This window comes from Pseudomonas protegens (genome assembly GCF_013407925.2).
Taxonomy (GTDB): Bacteria; Pseudomonadota; Gammaproteobacteria; order Pseudomonadales; family Pseudomonadaceae; genus Aquipseudomonas; species Aquipseudomonas fluorescens_AP.
Map to the genome: position 1 here is coordinate 1,688,357 of NZ_CP060201.1, position 17,050 is coordinate 1,705,406.

Sequence of the window (17,050 nt, forward strand, 5' to 3'; positions counted from 1 at the left end):
ACGTTCGTCAGGGTAACTGGATGTGCTGCACGGCGAACGCCTGCAATTGCGGATAAAAATCGCGGAAATCCTCGCTCAACGGCTGATACAGCCGCTCCAGCTCCCCCATCGCCGCCGTCAGCTCCTCCGGTTGCGACAAGCGCCGGGCAATCCCGCGCAACACCTGCTCCAGCACCTGGAAATCCCGGTAGGAACCCAACCAGTCATCCGCCGCCATGTAGGGCGCGATCTGCGCCAGGCGCCCGGGCAACTGCGGCTCGGCCGCCAGCACCCGATACACGTCGGCGGTGAAATGTTGCAAGGGACGATCGGCGTACTGGGCCCAGTCCCGGGCCAGGCAGTGGTCGAAGAACACGTCGATGACGATGCCGGCATAGCGCCGCCGGGTCAGGGAGAAACGCGACAGCGCCGCACTCACCCGCGGGTGGCTGTCGGTGTAGGTGTCGATGCGCCGATGCAGCTGGATCGCTGCCTCGACCTCGGGGGCAAACTGCCCTTGCAGGCGGCCTTTGACGAAATCGCCATACAGGCTGCCGAGTAATTGACCCGGACGCTGGCCGCCAAGGTGTAGATGTGCGAGATAATTCATTCGCGCAGCTTAGCACCGCGCTCAACGCATCGTTATAACCCGATATACCGATAAGCGATGATTTAAGATCAAAATCATATTGGTATATCGCGAAATAACGATTTAAATTTCGCCTCATCGCGATACAACGTTTTATGGAAAACGAGCACCGCCATGTCCCTCGACCTCGACGAAATAATAAAAGCCCTGGCACATCCGGTTCGCAGGGAAATCCTGCACTGGCTGAAAGACCCGACAGTCGAATTCCCCGATCAGGCTCACAGCAATGAGCACGGCGTCTGTGCCGGACAGATCGATCAACGCTGCGGCCTGTCGCAGTCGACCGTGTCCGCCCACCTCGCCACCCTGCAGCGCGCAGGCCTGATCAGCAGCCGGAAAGTCGGCCAATGGCATTTTTTCAAACGCAATGAGGAAGTCATCCAGCAGTTCCTCACGCAAATGAGCCAACAGCTCTGATCTGACAAGGACCCGACAATGCCCCTTTCACTCATCATCCTGGCCTTGAGTGCCTTCGCCATCGGCACCACCGAGTTCGTCATCATGGGGCTTTTGCCCGATGTGGCGGCGGACCTCGGGGTGTCGATTCCCGGCGCTGGCTGGCTGGTCACCGGCTACGCCCTGGGCGTGGCCATCGGTGCGCCGTTCATGGCCCTGGCCACCGCGCGCCTGCCGCGCAAGGCAGCCCTGGTGGCGCTGATGGGCATCTTCATTGTCGGCAACCTGCTGTGCGCACTGGCCAGTGATTACAACGTGCTGATGTTCGCCCGGGTGATCACGGCGCTGTGCCACGGTGCCTTCTTCGGTATCGGTTCAGTGGTGGCCGCCGGCCTGGTGCCCGCCAACAAGCGCGCCTCGGCCGTGGCCCTGATGTTTACCGGCCTGACCCTGGCCAACGTCCTCGGCGTCCCGCTGGGCACCGCCTTGGGCCAGTCGGCCGGCTGGCGCTCGACCTTCTGGGCGGTGACGGTGATCGGCGTGATCGCGCTGATCGGCCTGCTGCGCTTTTTGCCGGCCAGGCGCGATGAGGAAAAACTCGACATGCGTTCGGAACTGGCAGCCCTCAAGGGGGCCGGAATCTGGCTGTCCCTCAGCATGACCGCGCTGTTCGCCGCGTCGATGTTCACCCTCTTCACTTATGTCGCACCGCTGCTGGGCGACGTCACCGGCGTCTCGCCCCGGGGCGTGACCTGGACCCTGCTGCTGATCGGCCTGGGCCTGACCCTGGGCAACATCATCGGCGGCAAGCTGGCGGACAAGCGCCTGGGCGCCACCCTGATCGGCGTGTTCGCGGCCATGGCGGTGGTTTCCACCGTGCTGACCTGGACCAGCGTGGCGTTGATTCCCACCGAGATCACTCTGTTCCTCTGGGCCACCGCTTCGTTTGCCGCGGTGCCGGCCTTGCAGGTCAATGTGGTGACCTTCGGCAAGGCCGCGCCGAACCTGGTGTCGACCCTGAACATCGGCGCTTTCAACATCGGCAACGCCCTGGGCGCCTGGGTCGGCGGCAGCGTCATCGCCCACGGTTTCGGCCTCACCAGCGTGCCGCTGGCGGCCGCGGTCCTGGCGATCCTGGCCCTGCTGGTGACGCTGATTACCTTCCGCCAGGGCGGCAATGCCGAACTGGCTGCTGCAACCCACTGAACCCTTTGTTTCCTATATAGAAGGCTGCATTCCATGACGACTATCTTTGACCCGATCAAGATCGGCGACCTTGAGCTGTCCAACCGCATCATCATGGCGCCGCTGACCCGCTGCCGCGCCGACGCCGGCCGCGTGCCCAATGCGCTGATGGCCGAGTACTACGTGCAACGGGCTTCCGCGGGCCTGATCCTCAGTGAGGCCACCTCGGTCACCCCAATGGGCGTGGGCTACCCGGACACCCCAGGCATCTGGTCCAACGACCAGGTGCGTGGCTGGGCCAACGTGACCAAGGCGGTGCATGGCGCCGGCGGCAAGATCTTCCTGCAACTGTGGCACGTGGGGCGGATTTCCCACCCGTCCTACCTGGACGGCGAGACTCCGGTGGCCCCGAGCGCCATCCAGCCCAAGGGCCATGTCAGCCTGGTGCGTCCACTGGCCGACTACCCGACCCCGCGGGCCCTGGAAACCGCTGAGATCGCCGACATCGTCGAGGCTTACCGGGTTGGCGCGGAAAACGCCAAGGCCGCCGGTTTCGATGGCGTGGAAATCCACGGCGCCAACGGTTACCTGCTGGATCAGTTCCTGCAAAGCAGCACCAACCAGCGCACCGACCAGTACGGCGGCTCCCTGGAGAACCGTGCCCGCCTGCTGCTGGAAGTCACCGACGCGGCCATCGAGGTCTGGGGCGCGGGTCGTGTGGGCGTGCACCTGGCGCCTCGCGCCGACTCCCATGACATGGGCGACGCCAACCTGGCGGAAACCTTCACCTACGTCGCTCGCGAGCTGGGCAAACGTGGCATCGCCTTTATCTGCTCCCGTGAGAAAGAAGGCGCCGACAGCCTGGGCCCGCAACTCAAGGAAGCCTTCGGCGGCCCGTACATCGCCAACGAACGCTTCACCAAGGACAGCGCCAACGCCTGGCTGGCCGCCGGCAAGGCTGACGCCGTGGCCTTCGGTGTGCCCTTCATCGCCAACCCGGATCTGCCGGCGCGCTTGAAGGCCGACGCGCCGTTGAACGAGGCGCATCCGGAAACCTTCTACGGCAAAGGTCCGGTGGGCTACATCGACTACCCGACGCTGTAAGCCGAACCCGGTCAACCCAAAAGCCCCGACTCTCGCGAGCCGGGGCTTTTTTATGCGCGCCGGGATCAGCGCCTGCGTTGGGTCCAGGCCACCGCCAGGCCACTGAGACAGATCACCGTGATGCCGATCAGGCCGTAGCTGTCCGGGGCATGCCCGAAGATCAGGTAGCCGTACAGACCGGCGAACAGAATCTGCCCGTAGCTGAACGGCGCCAGCATCGCCGGTGCGGCATGACGGAACGCCTGGGTCAGCAGCATATGGCCGAGCATGCCGCAGGTGCCGAGGCCGATCATGAACAAACCATGGACAAATGTCGGCGTGCTCCAGAAAAACGGCAGCAGCGCGCTCATGATCAGGCTGTTGAGGATCCCCGTCAGAAAGTTACTGGTGGTCGGGCTGTCGATACCGCTGAGCTTGCGAGTCAGCAACTGATAGAAGCCGAAACACAGCGCCGAACCCAAGGGCAGCAGGATCGCCGGGGTAAACAGCGCGCCGCCGGGCCGCACCACGATCAGCACCCCGACGAACCCGGCGAGCACCGCCAGCCATTGCGCCCGACTGACCCGCTCGCCCAGAAACGGCACCGACAAGGCGGTGACCAGCAAGGGCGCGAGGAAGTTGACCGCCGTGGCTTCCGCCAGGGGGATGTAACGCAGGCCGGTGGTGAACAGCAGGCTGGTGCCGATCAGGCACAGGGCCCGAAGCAGTTGCAGACCGGGGCGTTTGGTACGCACGACTGCGGAAAAACCGCTACGAGGAACGAACACCACCAGCATCAGCAGGGTGTGAACCACGTAACGGGCCCAGACCACCATGACGATGGGATAAAAAGCCGAGAGGTATTTGGACAGCGTGTCGTGGCTGGCAAAGAGCAGAACCGCCAGACAGATCAGGGCAATCCCCTTGATCGGCTGTTCTGCGCCTTTGAACGGTGAAGGGTTCACACTCATTCACACACCCACAACAAAATCCCTACAAAATACGTAGCTGGCTATCTATCAAGATGCGGCCAGCCCGTATATAAAAGCACCCCATCGCGGTGGCGAGTGCGGGAATGGATATCCGTCGCGGTAAATCTTGACACAACTGGATTCAATTACGCATGTTGTCTTAATGACGCAAGTTCGGGCTCAGGCGCAACATATCCAGCCCGATGTCAATCCAGCGTTCTGCCTCGGTGTGCAGGGCGAAGCTCTCAGGGGCCAGCAGCCATTGGTAAAGGATGCCATCGATAAAAGCGCGCATGCTGATAGCCGCCCGTTGCGTATCAAGATTTTCGGGCAATTGCCCGCGATTGACTGCATTGGTCAGCGCCAGCTCGATACGCACGTTGCACTCCAGGCTGGCGGTGCGACGCTGGCGCCGCAGGTCGCACATTTCATCGGTGAATTCGCACTTATGAAACAGAATTTCATTAATGCGTCGGGTTTTCGGGTCCAGGGCAACTTGATGAAACAAATGAATCAGCAACTTGCGCATCCAGCCCAACGGATCCACTTCATCTACATTCTCACTGGCGGCAGCCATCTCATCCAAAGGTTCACGCAGGCTGTCGAGCATGGCCTGCACCAGATCGGCCTTATTGCTGAAATGCCAATAGATGGCACCCCGCGTCACCCCCGCCAGCGCCGCAATATCGGCCAGGGTAGTACGCGCCACGCCACGCTCGTAAAAGGCCTTTTCGGCGGCCTCGAGTATCTGGCTGCGAGTTTCTTGAGCTTCCTCTTTGGTACGACGGACCATGGCAGTAAAACCTCGATCAGGATCTTTCAGCGATGCGTGAAGACCTTCTGAATAAATATGCAACGGCATCTCGGGTGCCGTTTGCCCAGCCTACAATTCAACACCTACAGGGGCTTGTGTAACCGGATGGGTACGCCGCCAGGGTATTTACAAACAACCGTGAACGTAAGTATATTCCTTAGCAAGCTACTAATCCACTCAGCCAACTCTTTTTAACCTTCCACTTTTCTTGTGCGCATCTTGCGTGCCTGACCCGAGGATCTTCATGCAACTCAAGCCAGCTGTTACCGCTCTGGTCACTGCCGTCGCCCTGGCATCGCTGCTCAGCGGATGTAAAAAGGAAGAGGCGGCACCCGCCCCTCAAGCCCCTCAGGTCGGCGTCGTCACCCTGCAACCACAAGCCTTTACCCTGACATCAGAACTACCGGGCCGGACCACAGCGTTCCGCATCGCCGAAGTTCGCCCGCAGGTGAATGGGATCATTCTGAAGCGCCTGTTCAAAGAAGGCGGGGATGTTAAGGAAGGTCAGCAGCTTTATCAGATCGATCCATCGGTCTATGAGGCAACGCTGAAGAGTGCCGAGGCCAATCTGCAATCGACCAAGTCGATTTCCGATCGCTACAAGCAATTGGTCAACGAACAGGCCGTGAGCCGCCAGGAATACGACACCGCCGTGGCCAACCGCCTGCAGTCGGAAGCCGCCCTGCAAAGCGCTCAGATCAACCTGCGGTTCACCAAGGTGCTGGCGCCGCTGACCGGTCGCATCGGCCGCTCCTCGGTGACCGAGGGCGCCCTGGTGAGCAATGGCCAGGCCGATGCCATGGCGGTGATCCAGCAGTTGGACCCGATCTACGTCGACGTCACCCAGTCTTCGGTGGAACTGCTGGAACTGCGCCGGGAGCTGGAAAGCGGACGCCTGCAGAAAGTCGGCGACAACGCCGCCAAGGTCAAACTGACCCTGGAAGACGGCAGCCAGTACAAGCTCGACGGCAAACTGGAGTTCTCCGAAGTCTCGGTGGACGAAACCACCGGCTCGGTGACCCTGCGCGCCGTGTTCCCCAACCCTCAGCACACCCTGCTGCCGGGCATGTTCGTTCACGCCCAGCTGCAAGCCGGGGTCAACAGTGCGGCGATCCTGGCCCCACAACAAGGCGTGACCCGTGACTTGAAAGGCACCCCGACCGCCCTGGTGGTTGGCCCGGACAACAAGGTCGAGCTGCGCCAGCTCAAGGCCAGCCGCACCGTCGGCAGCCAGTGGCTGGTGGAAGACGGCCTGAAAGCCGGCGACCGGCTGATCACCGAAGGCCTGCAGTTCGTCAAGCCGGGCATTGAGGTCAAGGCCAGCGAAGCCACCAACGTAGCCGCGAAAAACCCGGCCCCTGCACAGGCAACTGACAAAGCTGCAGGCGGCAAAGGGGAGTAAACCATGTCGAAATTTTTTATCGACCGTCCGATCTTCGCCTGGGTAATCGCCCTGGTGATCATGTTGGTCGGGGCTCTATCGATCCTCAAACTGCCGATCAACCAGTACCCGAGCATCGCCCCACCGGCGATTGCGATCTCCGTGACCTACCCGGGCGCTTCTGCACAGACCGTGCAGGACACCGTGGTCCAGGTGATCGAGCAGCAGCTCAACGGTATCGACAACCTGCGTTACGTATCCTCGGAAAGTAACTCCGACGGCAGCATGACCATCACCGCCACCTTCGAGCAGGGCACCAACTCGGACACCGCGCAGGTCCAGGTACAGAACAAGCTCAACCTGGCCACCCCGCTGCTGCCGCAAGAAGTGCAGCAGCAGGGTATCCGCGTGACCAAGGCGGTGAAGAACTTCCTGCTGGTGATTGGCGTAGTGTCCGAAGACGGCAGCATGTCCAAGGACGACCTGTCGAACTACATCGTGTCGAACATGCAGGACCCGATCTCGCGGACCGCGGGCGTCGGTGACTTCCAGGTGTTCGGTGCCCAGTACGCCATGCGGATCTGGCTCGACCCGGCCAAGCTGAACAACTTCAACCTGACCCCGGTGGACGTGAAGACCGCGGTTGCCGCGCAGAACGTCCAGGTGTCGTCCGGCCAGCTCGGCGGCCTGCCCGCCCTGCCCGGCCAGCAGCTGAACGCCACCATCATCGGCAAGACCCGCCTGCAGACCGCCGAGCAGTTCAAGGCAATCCTGCTGAAGGTCAACAAGGACGGTTCGCAAGTGCGTCTGGGTGACGTTGCCGACGTTGCGCTTGGCGGCGAGAACTACGCCATCAGCGCCCAGTTCAACGGCAAGCCGGCTTCCGGTCTGGCGGTCAAACTGGCCAACGGCGCCAACGCCCTGGACACCGCCAAGGCGCTGCGCAAGACCATCAGCGACCTGGAACCCTTCTTCCCGCAAGGCATGAAGGTGGTATTCCCCTACGACACCACGCCAGTGGTCACCGAATCCATCAAGGGTGTGGTTGAAACCCTGGTGGAAGCGATCGTCCTGGTGTTCCTGGTGATGTTCCTGTTCCTGCAGAACTTCCGCGCCACGGTGATCACCACCATGACGGTGCCGGTGGTGCTGCTGGGGACCTTCGGCATCCTCGCGGCGGCCGGTTTCAGCATCAACACCCTGACCATGTTCGGCATGGTGCTGGCCATCGGCTTGCTGGTGGACGACGCCATCGTCGTGGTGGAAAACGTCGAACGGGTGATGCACGAGGAAGGCCTGTCACCCAAAGAGGCGACGAAGAAATCCATGGGCCAGATCCAGGGCGCCCTGGTGGGTATCGCCCTGGTGCTGTCCGCGGTACTGCTGCCGATGGCGTTCTTCAGCGGCTCCACGGGGGTGATCTACAAGCAGTTCTCGATCACCGTGGTGTCGGCCATGGCCCTGTCGGTGCTGGTGGCCCTGATCTTCACCCCGGCGCTGTGCGCCACCATGCTCAAGGCCGTCCCCAAGGGCGAGCACGCGGTCGAGAAGCGCGGCTTCTTCGGCTGGTTCAACCGCACCTTCGACCGCAGCGTAAAAAGCTACGAGCGCGGGGTCGGCAACATCCTGCGCAACAAGGCTCCATACCTGCTGGCCTACGTCTTGATCGTCGTGGGCATGATCTGGCTGTTCACCCGCATCCCGACCGCGTTCCTGCCCGAAGAAGATCAGGGCGTACTGTTCGCCCAGGTGCAGACCCCGGCCGGCTCCAGTGCCGAGCGGACCCAGGTGGTGGTCGATGAAATGCGCGCCTACCTGCTGGACCAGGAAAAGGACACCGTGGCCTCGGTGTTCACCGTGAACGGCTTCAACTTCGCCGGTCGCGGCCAGAGCTCGGGCATGGCCTTCATCATGCTCAAGCCGTGGGGCGAGCGTTCTGCGGAAAACAGCGTGTTCAACCTGGCGGCCCGCGCCCAGCAGCACTTCTTCAGCTTCCGTGACGCGATGGTGTTCGCCTTCGCCCCTCCGGCGGTACTGGAGTTGGGTAACGCCACCGGTTTCGACGTGTTCCTCCAGGACCGCGCCGGTATCGGCCACGAGAAACTGATGGCGGCACGCAACCAGTTCCTCGGCATGGCGGCCCAGAGCAAGGTGCTGTCCCAGGTGCGTCCGAACGGCCTGAACGATGAGCCGCAGTACCAGTTAAGCATCGATGACGAACGCGCCAGTGCCCTGGGCGTGACCCTCACCGACATCAACAACACCTTGTCGATTGCCCTGGGCAGTAGCTACGTCAACGACTTCATCGACCGTGGTCGGGTGAAGAAGGTGTACATCCAGGGTCAGGCCGGTGCGCGCATGAGCCCCGAAGACCTGAAGAAGTGGTACGTGCGCAACAGCGCCGGGACCATGGTGCCGTTCTCCTCCTTCGCCAAGGGCGAGTGGATCTACGGTTCGCCGAAACTGGCCCGTTACAACGGCGTGGAAGCCATGGAAGTCCTCGGTGCTCCAGCCCCTGGCTACAGTACCGGTGAGGCCATGGCCGAAGTCGAAGCGCTGGCCGCCAAGCTGCCGCCGGGCGTGGGCATCTCCTGGACCGGCCTGTCCTATGAGGAACGTCTGTCGGGCTCCCAGGCACCTGCGCTGTACGCCTTGTCCCTGCTGATGGTCTTCCTGTGTCTGGCAGCGCTGTATGAAAGCTGGTCGATTCCGATCGCGGTCATGCTGGTGGTGCCGCTGGGGATCATCGGTGCGCTGATGGCCACCAGCCTGCGCGGCCTGTCCAACGACGTGTACTTCCAGGTGGGGCTGTTGGTGACCATCGGCCTGGCGGCGAAAAACGCCATTCTGATCGTCGAATTCGCCAAGGAACTGCACGAACAGGGACGCTCCCTGGTGGACGCCGCGGTGGAAGCCTGCCGCATGCGTCTGCGGCCGATCATCATGACCTCCCTGGCCTTCGTCCTCGGGGTGGTGCCGCTGGCCATCTCCACCGGCGCCGGCTCCGGCAGCCAGCATGCGATCGGGACCGGGGTGATCGGCGGTATGCTCACCGCGACGATCCTGGCGATCTTCTGGGTGCCGCTGTTCTTCGTCACCGTATCGTCCATGGGTCGTCGCAAAGCGGACCTGTCAGAAACCACTGCAACTGCTAATGAGGTTGGCCAATGAGCAAGTCGCTACTCTCCCTGGCAATCACCGCCATCGCGCTAAGTGGTTGCTCGCTGATACCCGATTATCAGCGCCCGGAAGCGCCGGTGGCGGCGCAATTCCCCCAAGGCCCCGCCTACTCGCCCAAGGAGGCCGCCAACGTGGCGGCCGCCGAACAGGGCTGGCGGCAGTTCTTCCACGACCCGGCGCTGCAACAGCTGATCCAGACCGCTCTGGAAAACAACCGCGACCTCAAGGTCGCGGCGCTGAACATCGACGCCTATGCCGCGCAGTACCAGATCCAGCGTGCGGACCTGTTCCCCGCGGTTTCGGCCAACGGCAGCGGCAGCCGCCAGCGCACGCCGGCACGCATGTCGCAGACCGGCGAAGCCGGGATCACCAGCCAGTACTCCGCCACCGTGGGGGTCAGCGCTTATGAACTGGACCTGTTCGGCCGGGTTCGCAGCCTGAGCGAGCAAGCCCTGCAAACCTACTTCTCCAGCGAAGAGGCCCGGCGCAGCACGCAAATCAGCCTGGTGGCCAGCGTGGCCAATGCCTACATGACCTGGCAGGCCGACAAGGAGCTGCTCAAGCTGACCCAGGAAACCCTGGCTGCCTACGAGGAAAGCTACCGCCTGACTTCGCGCAGCAACGAAGTGGGCGTGGCCTCGGCCCTGGACCTGAGTCAGGCGCGGACCTCGGTGGAAAACGCCCGGGTCCAACTGGCCCGCTACACCCGCCAGGTGGCCCAGGATGAAAACAGCCTGACCCTGCTGCTGGGCACGGCGATTCCGAGCAACCTGCCGGCGGCCCAGCCGCTGTCGGCCAATCTGTTGAGCGAGCTGCCGGCCGGCCTGCCGTCGGAACTGCTGCAACGGCGTCCGGACATCCTCGAAGCCGAGTACAAGCTGAAAGCGGCGAACGCCAATATCGGCGCGGCGCGGGCGGCGTTCTTCCCGAGCATCAGCCTGACCGCCAACGCCGGCACCCTGAGCCCGGACCTCTCGGGTCTGTTCAAGGGCGGCTCGGGGACCTGGCTGTTCCAGCCGCAGATCAATCTGCCGATCTTCAACGCCGGCAGCCTGCGCGCCAGCCTGGACTACTCGAAGATCCAGAAAGACATCAGCGTGGCCCAGTACGAAAAATCCATCCAGACCGCCTTCCAGGAAGTCTCCGATGGCTTGGCCGCACGCCAGACCTACAACCAGCAGTTGCAGGCCCAGCGTGATTTCGTCAACGCCAACCAGGACTACTACCGTCTGGCCGAACGCCGCTATCGCATCGGGGTCGACAGCAACCTGACCTTCCTCGACGCCCAGCGCTCACTGTTCAGTGCCCAGCAGGCGCTGATCAGCGATCGCCTGGCCCAACTGACCAGCGAGGTCAACCTGTACAAGGCCCTCGGTGGCGGCTGGAGCGAACAGACCGGGAAGAACCAGCCCCTGGCTGAAAAAGCCCCGGCCCTGCACCTGTTCTGATGTCGCCTCTGGCTGTATGAAAAAACCCACCTCATGGTGGGTTTTTTTATGTCTCCGCCCCTCAGCCCCCCACCCCGTTGAGCAAGAACACCGGCTCACGCAGATAGTCCAGGCCCAGGCGGGTTTCAAAAGTCTCGTCGCGCAGGGCTGCCGTGGTGCAACTCCTGAGCCCCAGGGCGGTCGCCACTAGGGCAAAGCTCTGGCTCAGATGACCGCAGTCCATCAAGGCCACCCGCAAGGCCCGGCTGCCCGGATACTTCCAGGCCAGACGCTGCAGACACGCAGTGGACAGGAACAGCACCGAGGCCTGTTCGATCCAGCGCTGATCGCCGCACGCCGCACCGATCCAGGACCTGGGGTCCTCGCGCGACAGCAGTTCAAGCCCGTGCCGCCGCACCGAATAGTGATACAGGCCGGTCTCCAGGCCCTGCACGTTGAGCAGGATCGGATAAACCTCGATGGCATGCAGGGAGCCCCCGGACGCCGAGGTTTTCTTCAGGAAGAAATCCCCCATGGGGTTACGCCGCATCTGACTCGCTCCCCAGGTGTAATACAGCAGCGCCGATAGCTGCAGGGCGCTAATGGGGCCCCCGTCGAAGCTCCGGCAGGTCTGGCGACGGGCCAGAACCTCCAGCAGTTGTGGCTGCTCAAACAGCGAAGGCGGTGCCAGCAAGGGATTGTCCAGGGCCTGGAACGGATGGGAAAAGTAGTCCTTGAACGCCGACGGCTGGCGCTGCTGCAGCGCCTTGCCGGCCAGTTGCTCCTCCATCTGCGCCACGCTGATGTAGGACGTGGCGGTTTGCGTGCGCGTCCCCAGGTAGAAATCCAGCGCGACCTGCCAGTGACTCCAGATATCACCGGCCGCCTCGGGCTCGGAGGGCCCCGTACCCTGCCCGTCCACGGGCTGCAACAGCCCCCGGTCGATCAGGTCCTGGAGCAGCGCCAGGCTGGGATTTTCCAGTGCGCCGGGAAGCAGCAGCGCGCTGTCCAGGGTCCGCGGACAGAGAAAATGCCGGACCAGCGGCAGAAACTGCATCGCCAACTCCAGGTCCAGGGCCCGCTGTCGATCGCGCAGGGTAAAACGCTCCCGGTCGATCCCCAGCCAGGTGCCCGCGCGCAATTGCAACAGGGTCTGGCCATCCAGCGGGCTTGCCGCCGTTGCCGGAGGCTCGGCCAGAGTGCCTGCCTGCCAGAACAGCGGCTCGGGCCGCAGCGCCCTGATCTCCCGAATCAGCGCCGCCAGCTCAGGATCGCCGGCGCGATCGGCGATGTCCCACTCGATGGTGACCGCCTTGAGCGGTGCATGGCCGAACAACTGCCGCAGGATGTCCCAGTCCCGGCGCGGATCGCCGACATGCACCTCGATCAGGCGCTTGAGCGGCAGCGATCGCAGGTACTCGCGCAAGTCGTAGCCCAAGGCCCGGGCGGTGCAGATGGCGCTGTCCAGATCCAGGAGAAAACCGCTGTGGCTGCGCTCAACCACGCTGCAAATGAATCCGCCTTCGGACAGCTCCTGGCCGATGTCCATGGCAAACAGCCGGGGCGCGTTCTCCAGCACCAGCGGGGTGCCGGTGAAGGCCTGCAGCTCGAGGGCATTGGCCACCACCGTATCGGCCACTTCCCGGGCCAGGCTTGGCAGGATGAAATGCTGGGTATCGCCGCCCTGAAAGCGTGACCAGGAAATGTGCTCCGCCAGCCACGGCGAGGCGGTCCGCTGGCACAGGCGACGGGTCATGTGCAGAAATTCCCGGTCCATCTCGATGCCGACGCTGCCCAGGGACAGGCTCGACGAGTGCAGCAGCACCGGCACCTGCCCGCCCAGCTCGTTCAAGCGCGGCTGCAGGATGCAGTGGGTCGGTTGAAACTCCAGGTAATCGAAGTACGGCAGCCCTTCGGCCTGAATCCGCTCGAGGCTGGGATCGAGCCCGACCGCGCCGCTCCCGGCGCCAGGCGGCAAATGGTATTCCAGGCCCACCCCGGCGTCGGGGAAACGCGAAGCATCGAAGTCTTGCATGTCCGCCTCCCCGGCTCAGGCCGTCACGTGCCGGGCCAAGGCAACGGCGCTGGCGCCCTCGCCCCGACTCAGCGATCCGGCATGGCGACGCTCCAGGCGATGCACCTCCTGTAGCAGATTGCCCAGCAGTTCCCGCCCCTGCGCGGTAAAACCCGGGGCGCTGGCGAAATCCGCCTGCGCCTTGCTCAAGCCCCGCAGGATGAACAGCAGGCGCTGCTCGGCCCGGCGCATCTCCTGCGCTGGACGGTCGCGGACCCGTTCCAGGTACTTGACCAGGGCGATATAGACGTAAAAAGCATGGAAATAGCCGTACAAGTCCCGTTGCTGCCCCGACCAGGGCAGGGTGTACTGGGCCTCCCGCGACGCCTGGGGCTCAACCACCGCGGCAACTTCGACCACGTTGTACAGCAACTGGTGGGTCGCCTCATGCACCAGCGACTCCTCCAGATCGAGTATCGAGTTGTCCCGGCTCGACAGCAGGATCACCCCGGTATAGCGGGACGCGGAGCAGCTGCGAAAACTGCCGTCGGGCAAGTAGCACACGGCCTTGACCAGCACCTGCCACTGTTCATGACAGGCCGGCCAGGTGTGTTTGATCCGCTGCAGGGCAAGTTGCAGGACATCCCGAAAAAACTCTTTGGAATACCCCGCGCGCTCCAGCTGACGCCGGGTCGTGTCGTCTGGCGGGTAGTCATAACTGGGGGGCGTGACCTGAGTGATCAGCGGATCGACATCGAAGCGATACACCGGCGGGCACTGTTCATCGAGCCGTGCCTGCTGCGCAGTTTCAATCCGTTGCAGCACTTGGGGAAACTCCAGCAGCCTGGCTTTAACGTCGCAGTCATCCAGGGTCTTTCCAGTCAATAGATAGTTAACATCACGAAACGTCAGCACACTCCAGATCTGAAATACCGGATGCGCGACAAGTGGATTACGGACACTTTCCGGCGACAGAATAATATCCAGCGCCTGTTTGAAAAACAGTCGCAACGCAGAATCCGCAACAAACAACTTTGACAGTTCCGCATATAACGCGACGAACATCGTATAGCGATTCTTCGCGACTTTTTCCTGCAACTGGAGAAAGCGTTGCGGTTCGCTGTCCGGAAGAAAAGTAGTGCCCTTAAACAGCTCGTCGATGGAAAGTTCCGCTTGTTTGCTGTTTTCGCTGTCCATGGTTCAACCTTCCCTAAAGTTCACGGCAAGGGCTTGCTCATCGTCAGGCTGGCGACTTCATAGCCCAGCAGTTCATAAAGACGACGCGCCCCAAGGTTGCGACCGAAGACATGCAAACGCATTTCATCACAGCCCCATTCGCGCGCCAGCGACTCACCGGCCAGCAGCGTCTGCCTGGCGTAACCCCGGCGACGTTCGATCGGTTCGATGTAGAGATCGAGGATGAAGGCAATCCGTCGGGACCCGGCCTGACGTTCGGCGATCCACAGCTCACCCACTGCCCGCCCTGCATACAGCGCCCGCCACAGGTGGTTGTGCGGACTCAGGCGGCCCTGCGGTAGCAACTGGCGGAACACCTCCGCCGCCTGGAACGATGCCTGCTCCGGCGGCCATTCACCGGCGGCCACCATGCCGGCGGCATACTCCTGCAGGGCTCGCCGGGCGAAACGCTCGAAGTCGGCTTCCTGCATCGACACCAGGCTGATGGACACGGACGGGCACTCCACTGTGAACTTGAATCCCGATTCCGGTGTGCCGCCTTCATACGGACCGAAGGGCGACACACCGGGCTGCACACGCCCCACTCAGTCCATTCGCGCCTGTTGCTGTTGAGTGTCAAAGATCGCCGCGACACCGATCTTGTCGCGAATGGCCGACCCGGCACTGGTCAGTTTTGCCGTATCGATACTTTTCACGGCGCCCACTTCGGTGGCGCTCAGGTGCACGCCGATGCCTTTGGCGGCCGCTTCAGGATCCTGATGCAACTGTGCCGCAAAGTCCTTATCCAGAAGTGCACGGCCGACTACTGATGCAAGGCGCTCCTGATTGACTTTCGTACTCATGGTATCTCTCCTTATATATTGAAAGCACGATAACAACTTTTCTCCTGACGAAACTTACAACTTATCCCTATCCGCCCTGAGGTTTTCAATATAGCAAGACGAGTCTGCATTTCCAGCACACGCAAAGTTTTCGCTTAAACCTTTTTACGATAATAGATAATACCGAATTTAAAGTTTAACTGGCGATTACTCCTATATCTTTTATATAAGTACGCCACTTGAGGACAATGGCTTACAACCAAAGCAATAAACACTTGTAGTGAATCTGCGGCGCGCCAGGGATACAGCACAAGGACCACGCCTGATTGAACAGCGCGGACAACCCCAGGATTCAACAGGAATCCTGGGGTTGTCCGAGCCCCTGAACCGGACTCGATAAGTGTTCGTTAATCGCCCAAAACCGCCATTCGCCAATTGATCGCCCCTGGGGGGCAACGCACCATTCCCGGCAACCGAACACACCAATAACAACAGGTTCGATGTCATGCCCCCACGCCCTGCACGCTCCGGCTGATCCCACCCGCTGCACCCTCAAGGTATTGCACGCTGTCCGCAGATTCTTGCCGGCAGTGCGTTGCTGCACCCCTAACAATTAGAGAGACCGACACATGAAGCCAATCACCCCGCCACAACACCTTGTGCCCAGCCTTCTGGCCCTGGCGTTGACCAGCCTCGCCCTGCCGGCAATGGCCGAAGAATCGGGCTTTTTCGAAGACGCCCAGGCCAACCTCAACCTGCGCAACTTCTACATCAACCGCAACTTCACCAACCCGACCAAGGCCCAGGGCAAGGCCGAAGAGTGGACCCAGAGCTTCATCCTCGACGCCAAGTCCGGCTTCACCCAGGGCACCGTGGGCTTTGGCATGGACGTCTTGGGCCTGTACTCGGTGAAGCTCGACGGTGGCAAGGGCACCGGTGGCACCCAGTTGCTGCCCCTGGACCACGACGGCCGCCCGGCGGACAACTTCGGGCGCCTGGGAGTGGCCTTCAAGGCCCGGTTGTCGCAGACCGAGGTCAAGGTCGGTGAGTGGATGCCGGTGCTGCCGATCCTGCGCTCCGATGACGGTCGCTCGCTGCCGCAAACCTTCCGCGGCGGCCAGATCACCTCGAAGGAAATCGCCGGCCTGACCCTCTATGGCGGCCAGTTCCGTGGCAACAGCCCGCGCGACGACAGCAGCATGAGCGACATGACGATGTTCGGCAAAGCGGCCTTCACTTCGGACCGCTTCAACTTCCAGGGCGCCGAGTACGCCTTCAACGACAAGCGCACCCAGGTCGCACTGTGGAATGCCCAGCTCAAGGACATCTACCGCCAGCAGTTCGTCAACCTGATCCATACCCAGCCGCTGGGCGACTGGACCCTGGGCGCCAACCTGGGCTTCTTCTACGGCCAGGAAGACGGCAGCGCCCGCGCCGGCGATCTGGAAAACCGCACCTGGTCCGGCCTGTTCTCGGCCAAGTACGGCGGCAACACCTTCTATGTCGGCCTGCAGAAACTCACTGGCCCCAGCGCCTGGATGCGGGTCAACGGCACCAGCGGCGGCACCCTGGCCAACGACAGCTTCAACGCCAGCTACGACAACGCCCAGGAAAAATCCTGGCAACTGCGCCATGACTACAACTTCGCCGCCCTCGGCGTGCCTGGATTGACCCTGATGAACCGCTACATCAGCGGCAGCAACGTGCACACCGCCACGGTCAGCGACGGCAAGGAATGGGGCCGGGAAAGCGAGCTGGGCTACACGGTGCAGAGCGGCACGTTGAAGAACCTCAACCTGAAATGGCGCAACTCCACCATGCGCCGGGATTTCAGCAACAACGAGTTCGACGAAAACCGCCTGATCGTCAGCTATCCGTTGAGCCTGCTGTAACGACGCAACGGCCAACAAAAAAGGCCAGCCCGGTGATCGGGCTGGCCTTTTTGCTGGGCCA

Annotated in this window: 14 protein-coding genes; 7 read left to right on the plus strand and 7 right to left on the minus strand. The window is 62.3% G+C overall.

Features of this window, described 5'->3' with window-relative positions; all coding sequences use genetic code 11:
- Positions 1-7 precede the first annotated feature (7 nt).
- Positions 8-589 carry an ACP phosphodiesterase gene (locus GGI48_RS07950; protein ID WP_179597784.1) on the minus strand — a complete coding sequence of 194 codons (582 nt, stop codon included), beginning with the start codon at positions 587-589 and terminating at the stop codon, positions 8-10.
- A 153-nt stretch (positions 590-742) separates the two neighbouring features.
- On the opposite strand from GGI48_RS07950, the gene GGI48_RS07955 reads away from it, so the two are divergent.
- From GGI48_RS07955 to GGI48_RS07965, 3 genes are read left to right on the plus strand one after another with little or no spacing between them, the layout of a single operon-like run.
- A complete protein-coding gene (locus GGI48_RS07955) occupies positions 743-1,045 on the plus strand; it encodes an ArsR/SmtB family transcription factor (protein ID WP_016965050.1) in 303 nt (100 codons plus the stop codon).
- Between the two features lie 18 nt (positions 1,046-1,063).
- Positions 1,064-2,230: an MFS transporter gene (locus tag GGI48_RS07960; protein WP_179597786.1), complete on the plus strand. Its 1,167-nt coding sequence runs from the start codon at positions 1,064-1,066 to the stop codon at positions 2,228-2,230.
- A gap of 33 nt (positions 2,231-2,263) precedes the next feature.
- Positions 2,264-3,313, plus strand: coding sequence for an alkene reductase (locus tag GGI48_RS07965; RefSeq protein ID WP_179597788.1), 1,050 nt, complete (start codon positions 2,264-2,266; stop codon positions 3,311-3,313).
- Positions 3,314-3,378: 65 nt separating this feature from the next.
- Here GGI48_RS07965 and GGI48_RS07970 read toward each other — a convergent pair whose 3' ends face one another.
- Positions 3,379-4,263 carry a DMT family transporter gene (locus GGI48_RS07970; protein ID WP_016965053.1) on the minus strand — a complete coding sequence of 295 codons (885 nt, stop codon included), beginning with the start codon at positions 4,261-4,263 and terminating at the stop codon, positions 3,379-3,381.
- A 160-nt stretch (positions 4,264-4,423) separates the two neighbouring features.
- On the minus strand, positions 4,424-5,056 hold the full coding sequence (gene emhR, locus GGI48_RS07975; protein WP_016965054.1) for an efflux system transcriptional repressor EmhR: 633 nt from the start codon (positions 5,054-5,056) through the stop codon (positions 4,424-4,426).
- Between the two features lie 265 nt (positions 5,057-5,321).
- On the opposite strand from emhR, the gene emhA reads away from it, so the two are divergent.
- The 3 genes from emhA to adeC are packed head-to-tail and all read left to right on the plus strand — an operon-like array spanning position 5,322 to position 11,086.
- On the plus strand, positions 5,322-6,479 hold the full coding sequence (gene emhA / locus GGI48_RS07980) for an efflux RND transporter periplasmic adaptor subunit EmhA (RefSeq protein WP_016965055.1): 1,158 nt from the start codon (positions 5,322-5,324) through the stop codon (positions 6,477-6,479).
- A 3-nt stretch (positions 6,480-6,482) separates the two neighbouring features.
- Complete coding sequence (locus tag GGI48_RS07985) at positions 6,483-9,629, plus strand: efflux RND transporter permease subunit (RefSeq protein ID WP_179597790.1); 3,147 nt, start codon at positions 6,483-6,485, stop codon at positions 9,627-9,629.
- Positions 9,626-11,086, plus strand: a complete 1,461-nt coding sequence (gene adeC / locus GGI48_RS07990; RefSeq protein WP_047302256.1) for an AdeC/AdeK/OprM family multidrug efflux complex outer membrane factor — start codon at positions 9,626-9,628, stop codon at positions 11,084-11,086. The genes GGI48_RS07985 and adeC overlap by 4 nt, the downstream gene beginning before the upstream one ends.
- A gap of 61 nt (positions 11,087-11,147) precedes the next feature.
- On the opposite strand, the gene GGI48_RS07995 is transcribed toward adeC, so the two are convergent.
- The 4 genes from GGI48_RS07995 to GGI48_RS08010 form a co-directional block, all read right to left on the minus strand.
- A complete protein-coding gene (locus GGI48_RS07995) occupies positions 11,148-13,100 on the minus strand; it encodes a DUF692 family multinuclear iron-containing protein (RefSeq protein ID WP_179597792.1) in 1,953 nt (650 codons plus the stop codon).
- Positions 13,101-13,115: 15 nt separating this feature from the next.
- On the minus strand, positions 13,116-14,276 hold the full coding sequence (locus tag GGI48_RS08000) for an aKG-HExxH-type peptide beta-hydroxylase (protein ID WP_179597794.1): 1,161 nt from the start codon (positions 14,274-14,276) through the stop codon (positions 13,116-13,118).
- A gap of 20 nt (positions 14,277-14,296) precedes the next feature.
- Positions 14,297-14,767 (minus strand): GNAT family N-acetyltransferase, encoded by a 471-nt coding sequence (locus tag GGI48_RS08005; RefSeq protein WP_016965125.1) that lies wholly within the window; start codon positions 14,765-14,767, stop codon positions 14,297-14,299.
- Positions 14,768-14,860: 93 nt separating this feature from the next.
- Positions 14,861-15,118 carry an Os1348 family RiPP precursor gene (locus tag GGI48_RS08010; protein ID WP_016965124.1) on the minus strand — a complete coding sequence of 86 codons (258 nt, stop codon included), beginning with the start codon at positions 15,116-15,118 and terminating at the stop codon, positions 14,861-14,863.
- A gap of 608 nt (positions 15,119-15,726) precedes the next feature.
- On the opposite strand from GGI48_RS08010, the gene GGI48_RS08015 reads away from it, so the two are divergent.
- Positions 15,727-16,989: an OprD family porin gene (locus GGI48_RS08015; RefSeq protein ID WP_047302252.1), complete on the plus strand. Its 1,263-nt coding sequence runs from the start codon at positions 15,727-15,729 to the stop codon at positions 16,987-16,989.
- Positions 16,990-17,050 lie beyond the last annotated feature (61 nt).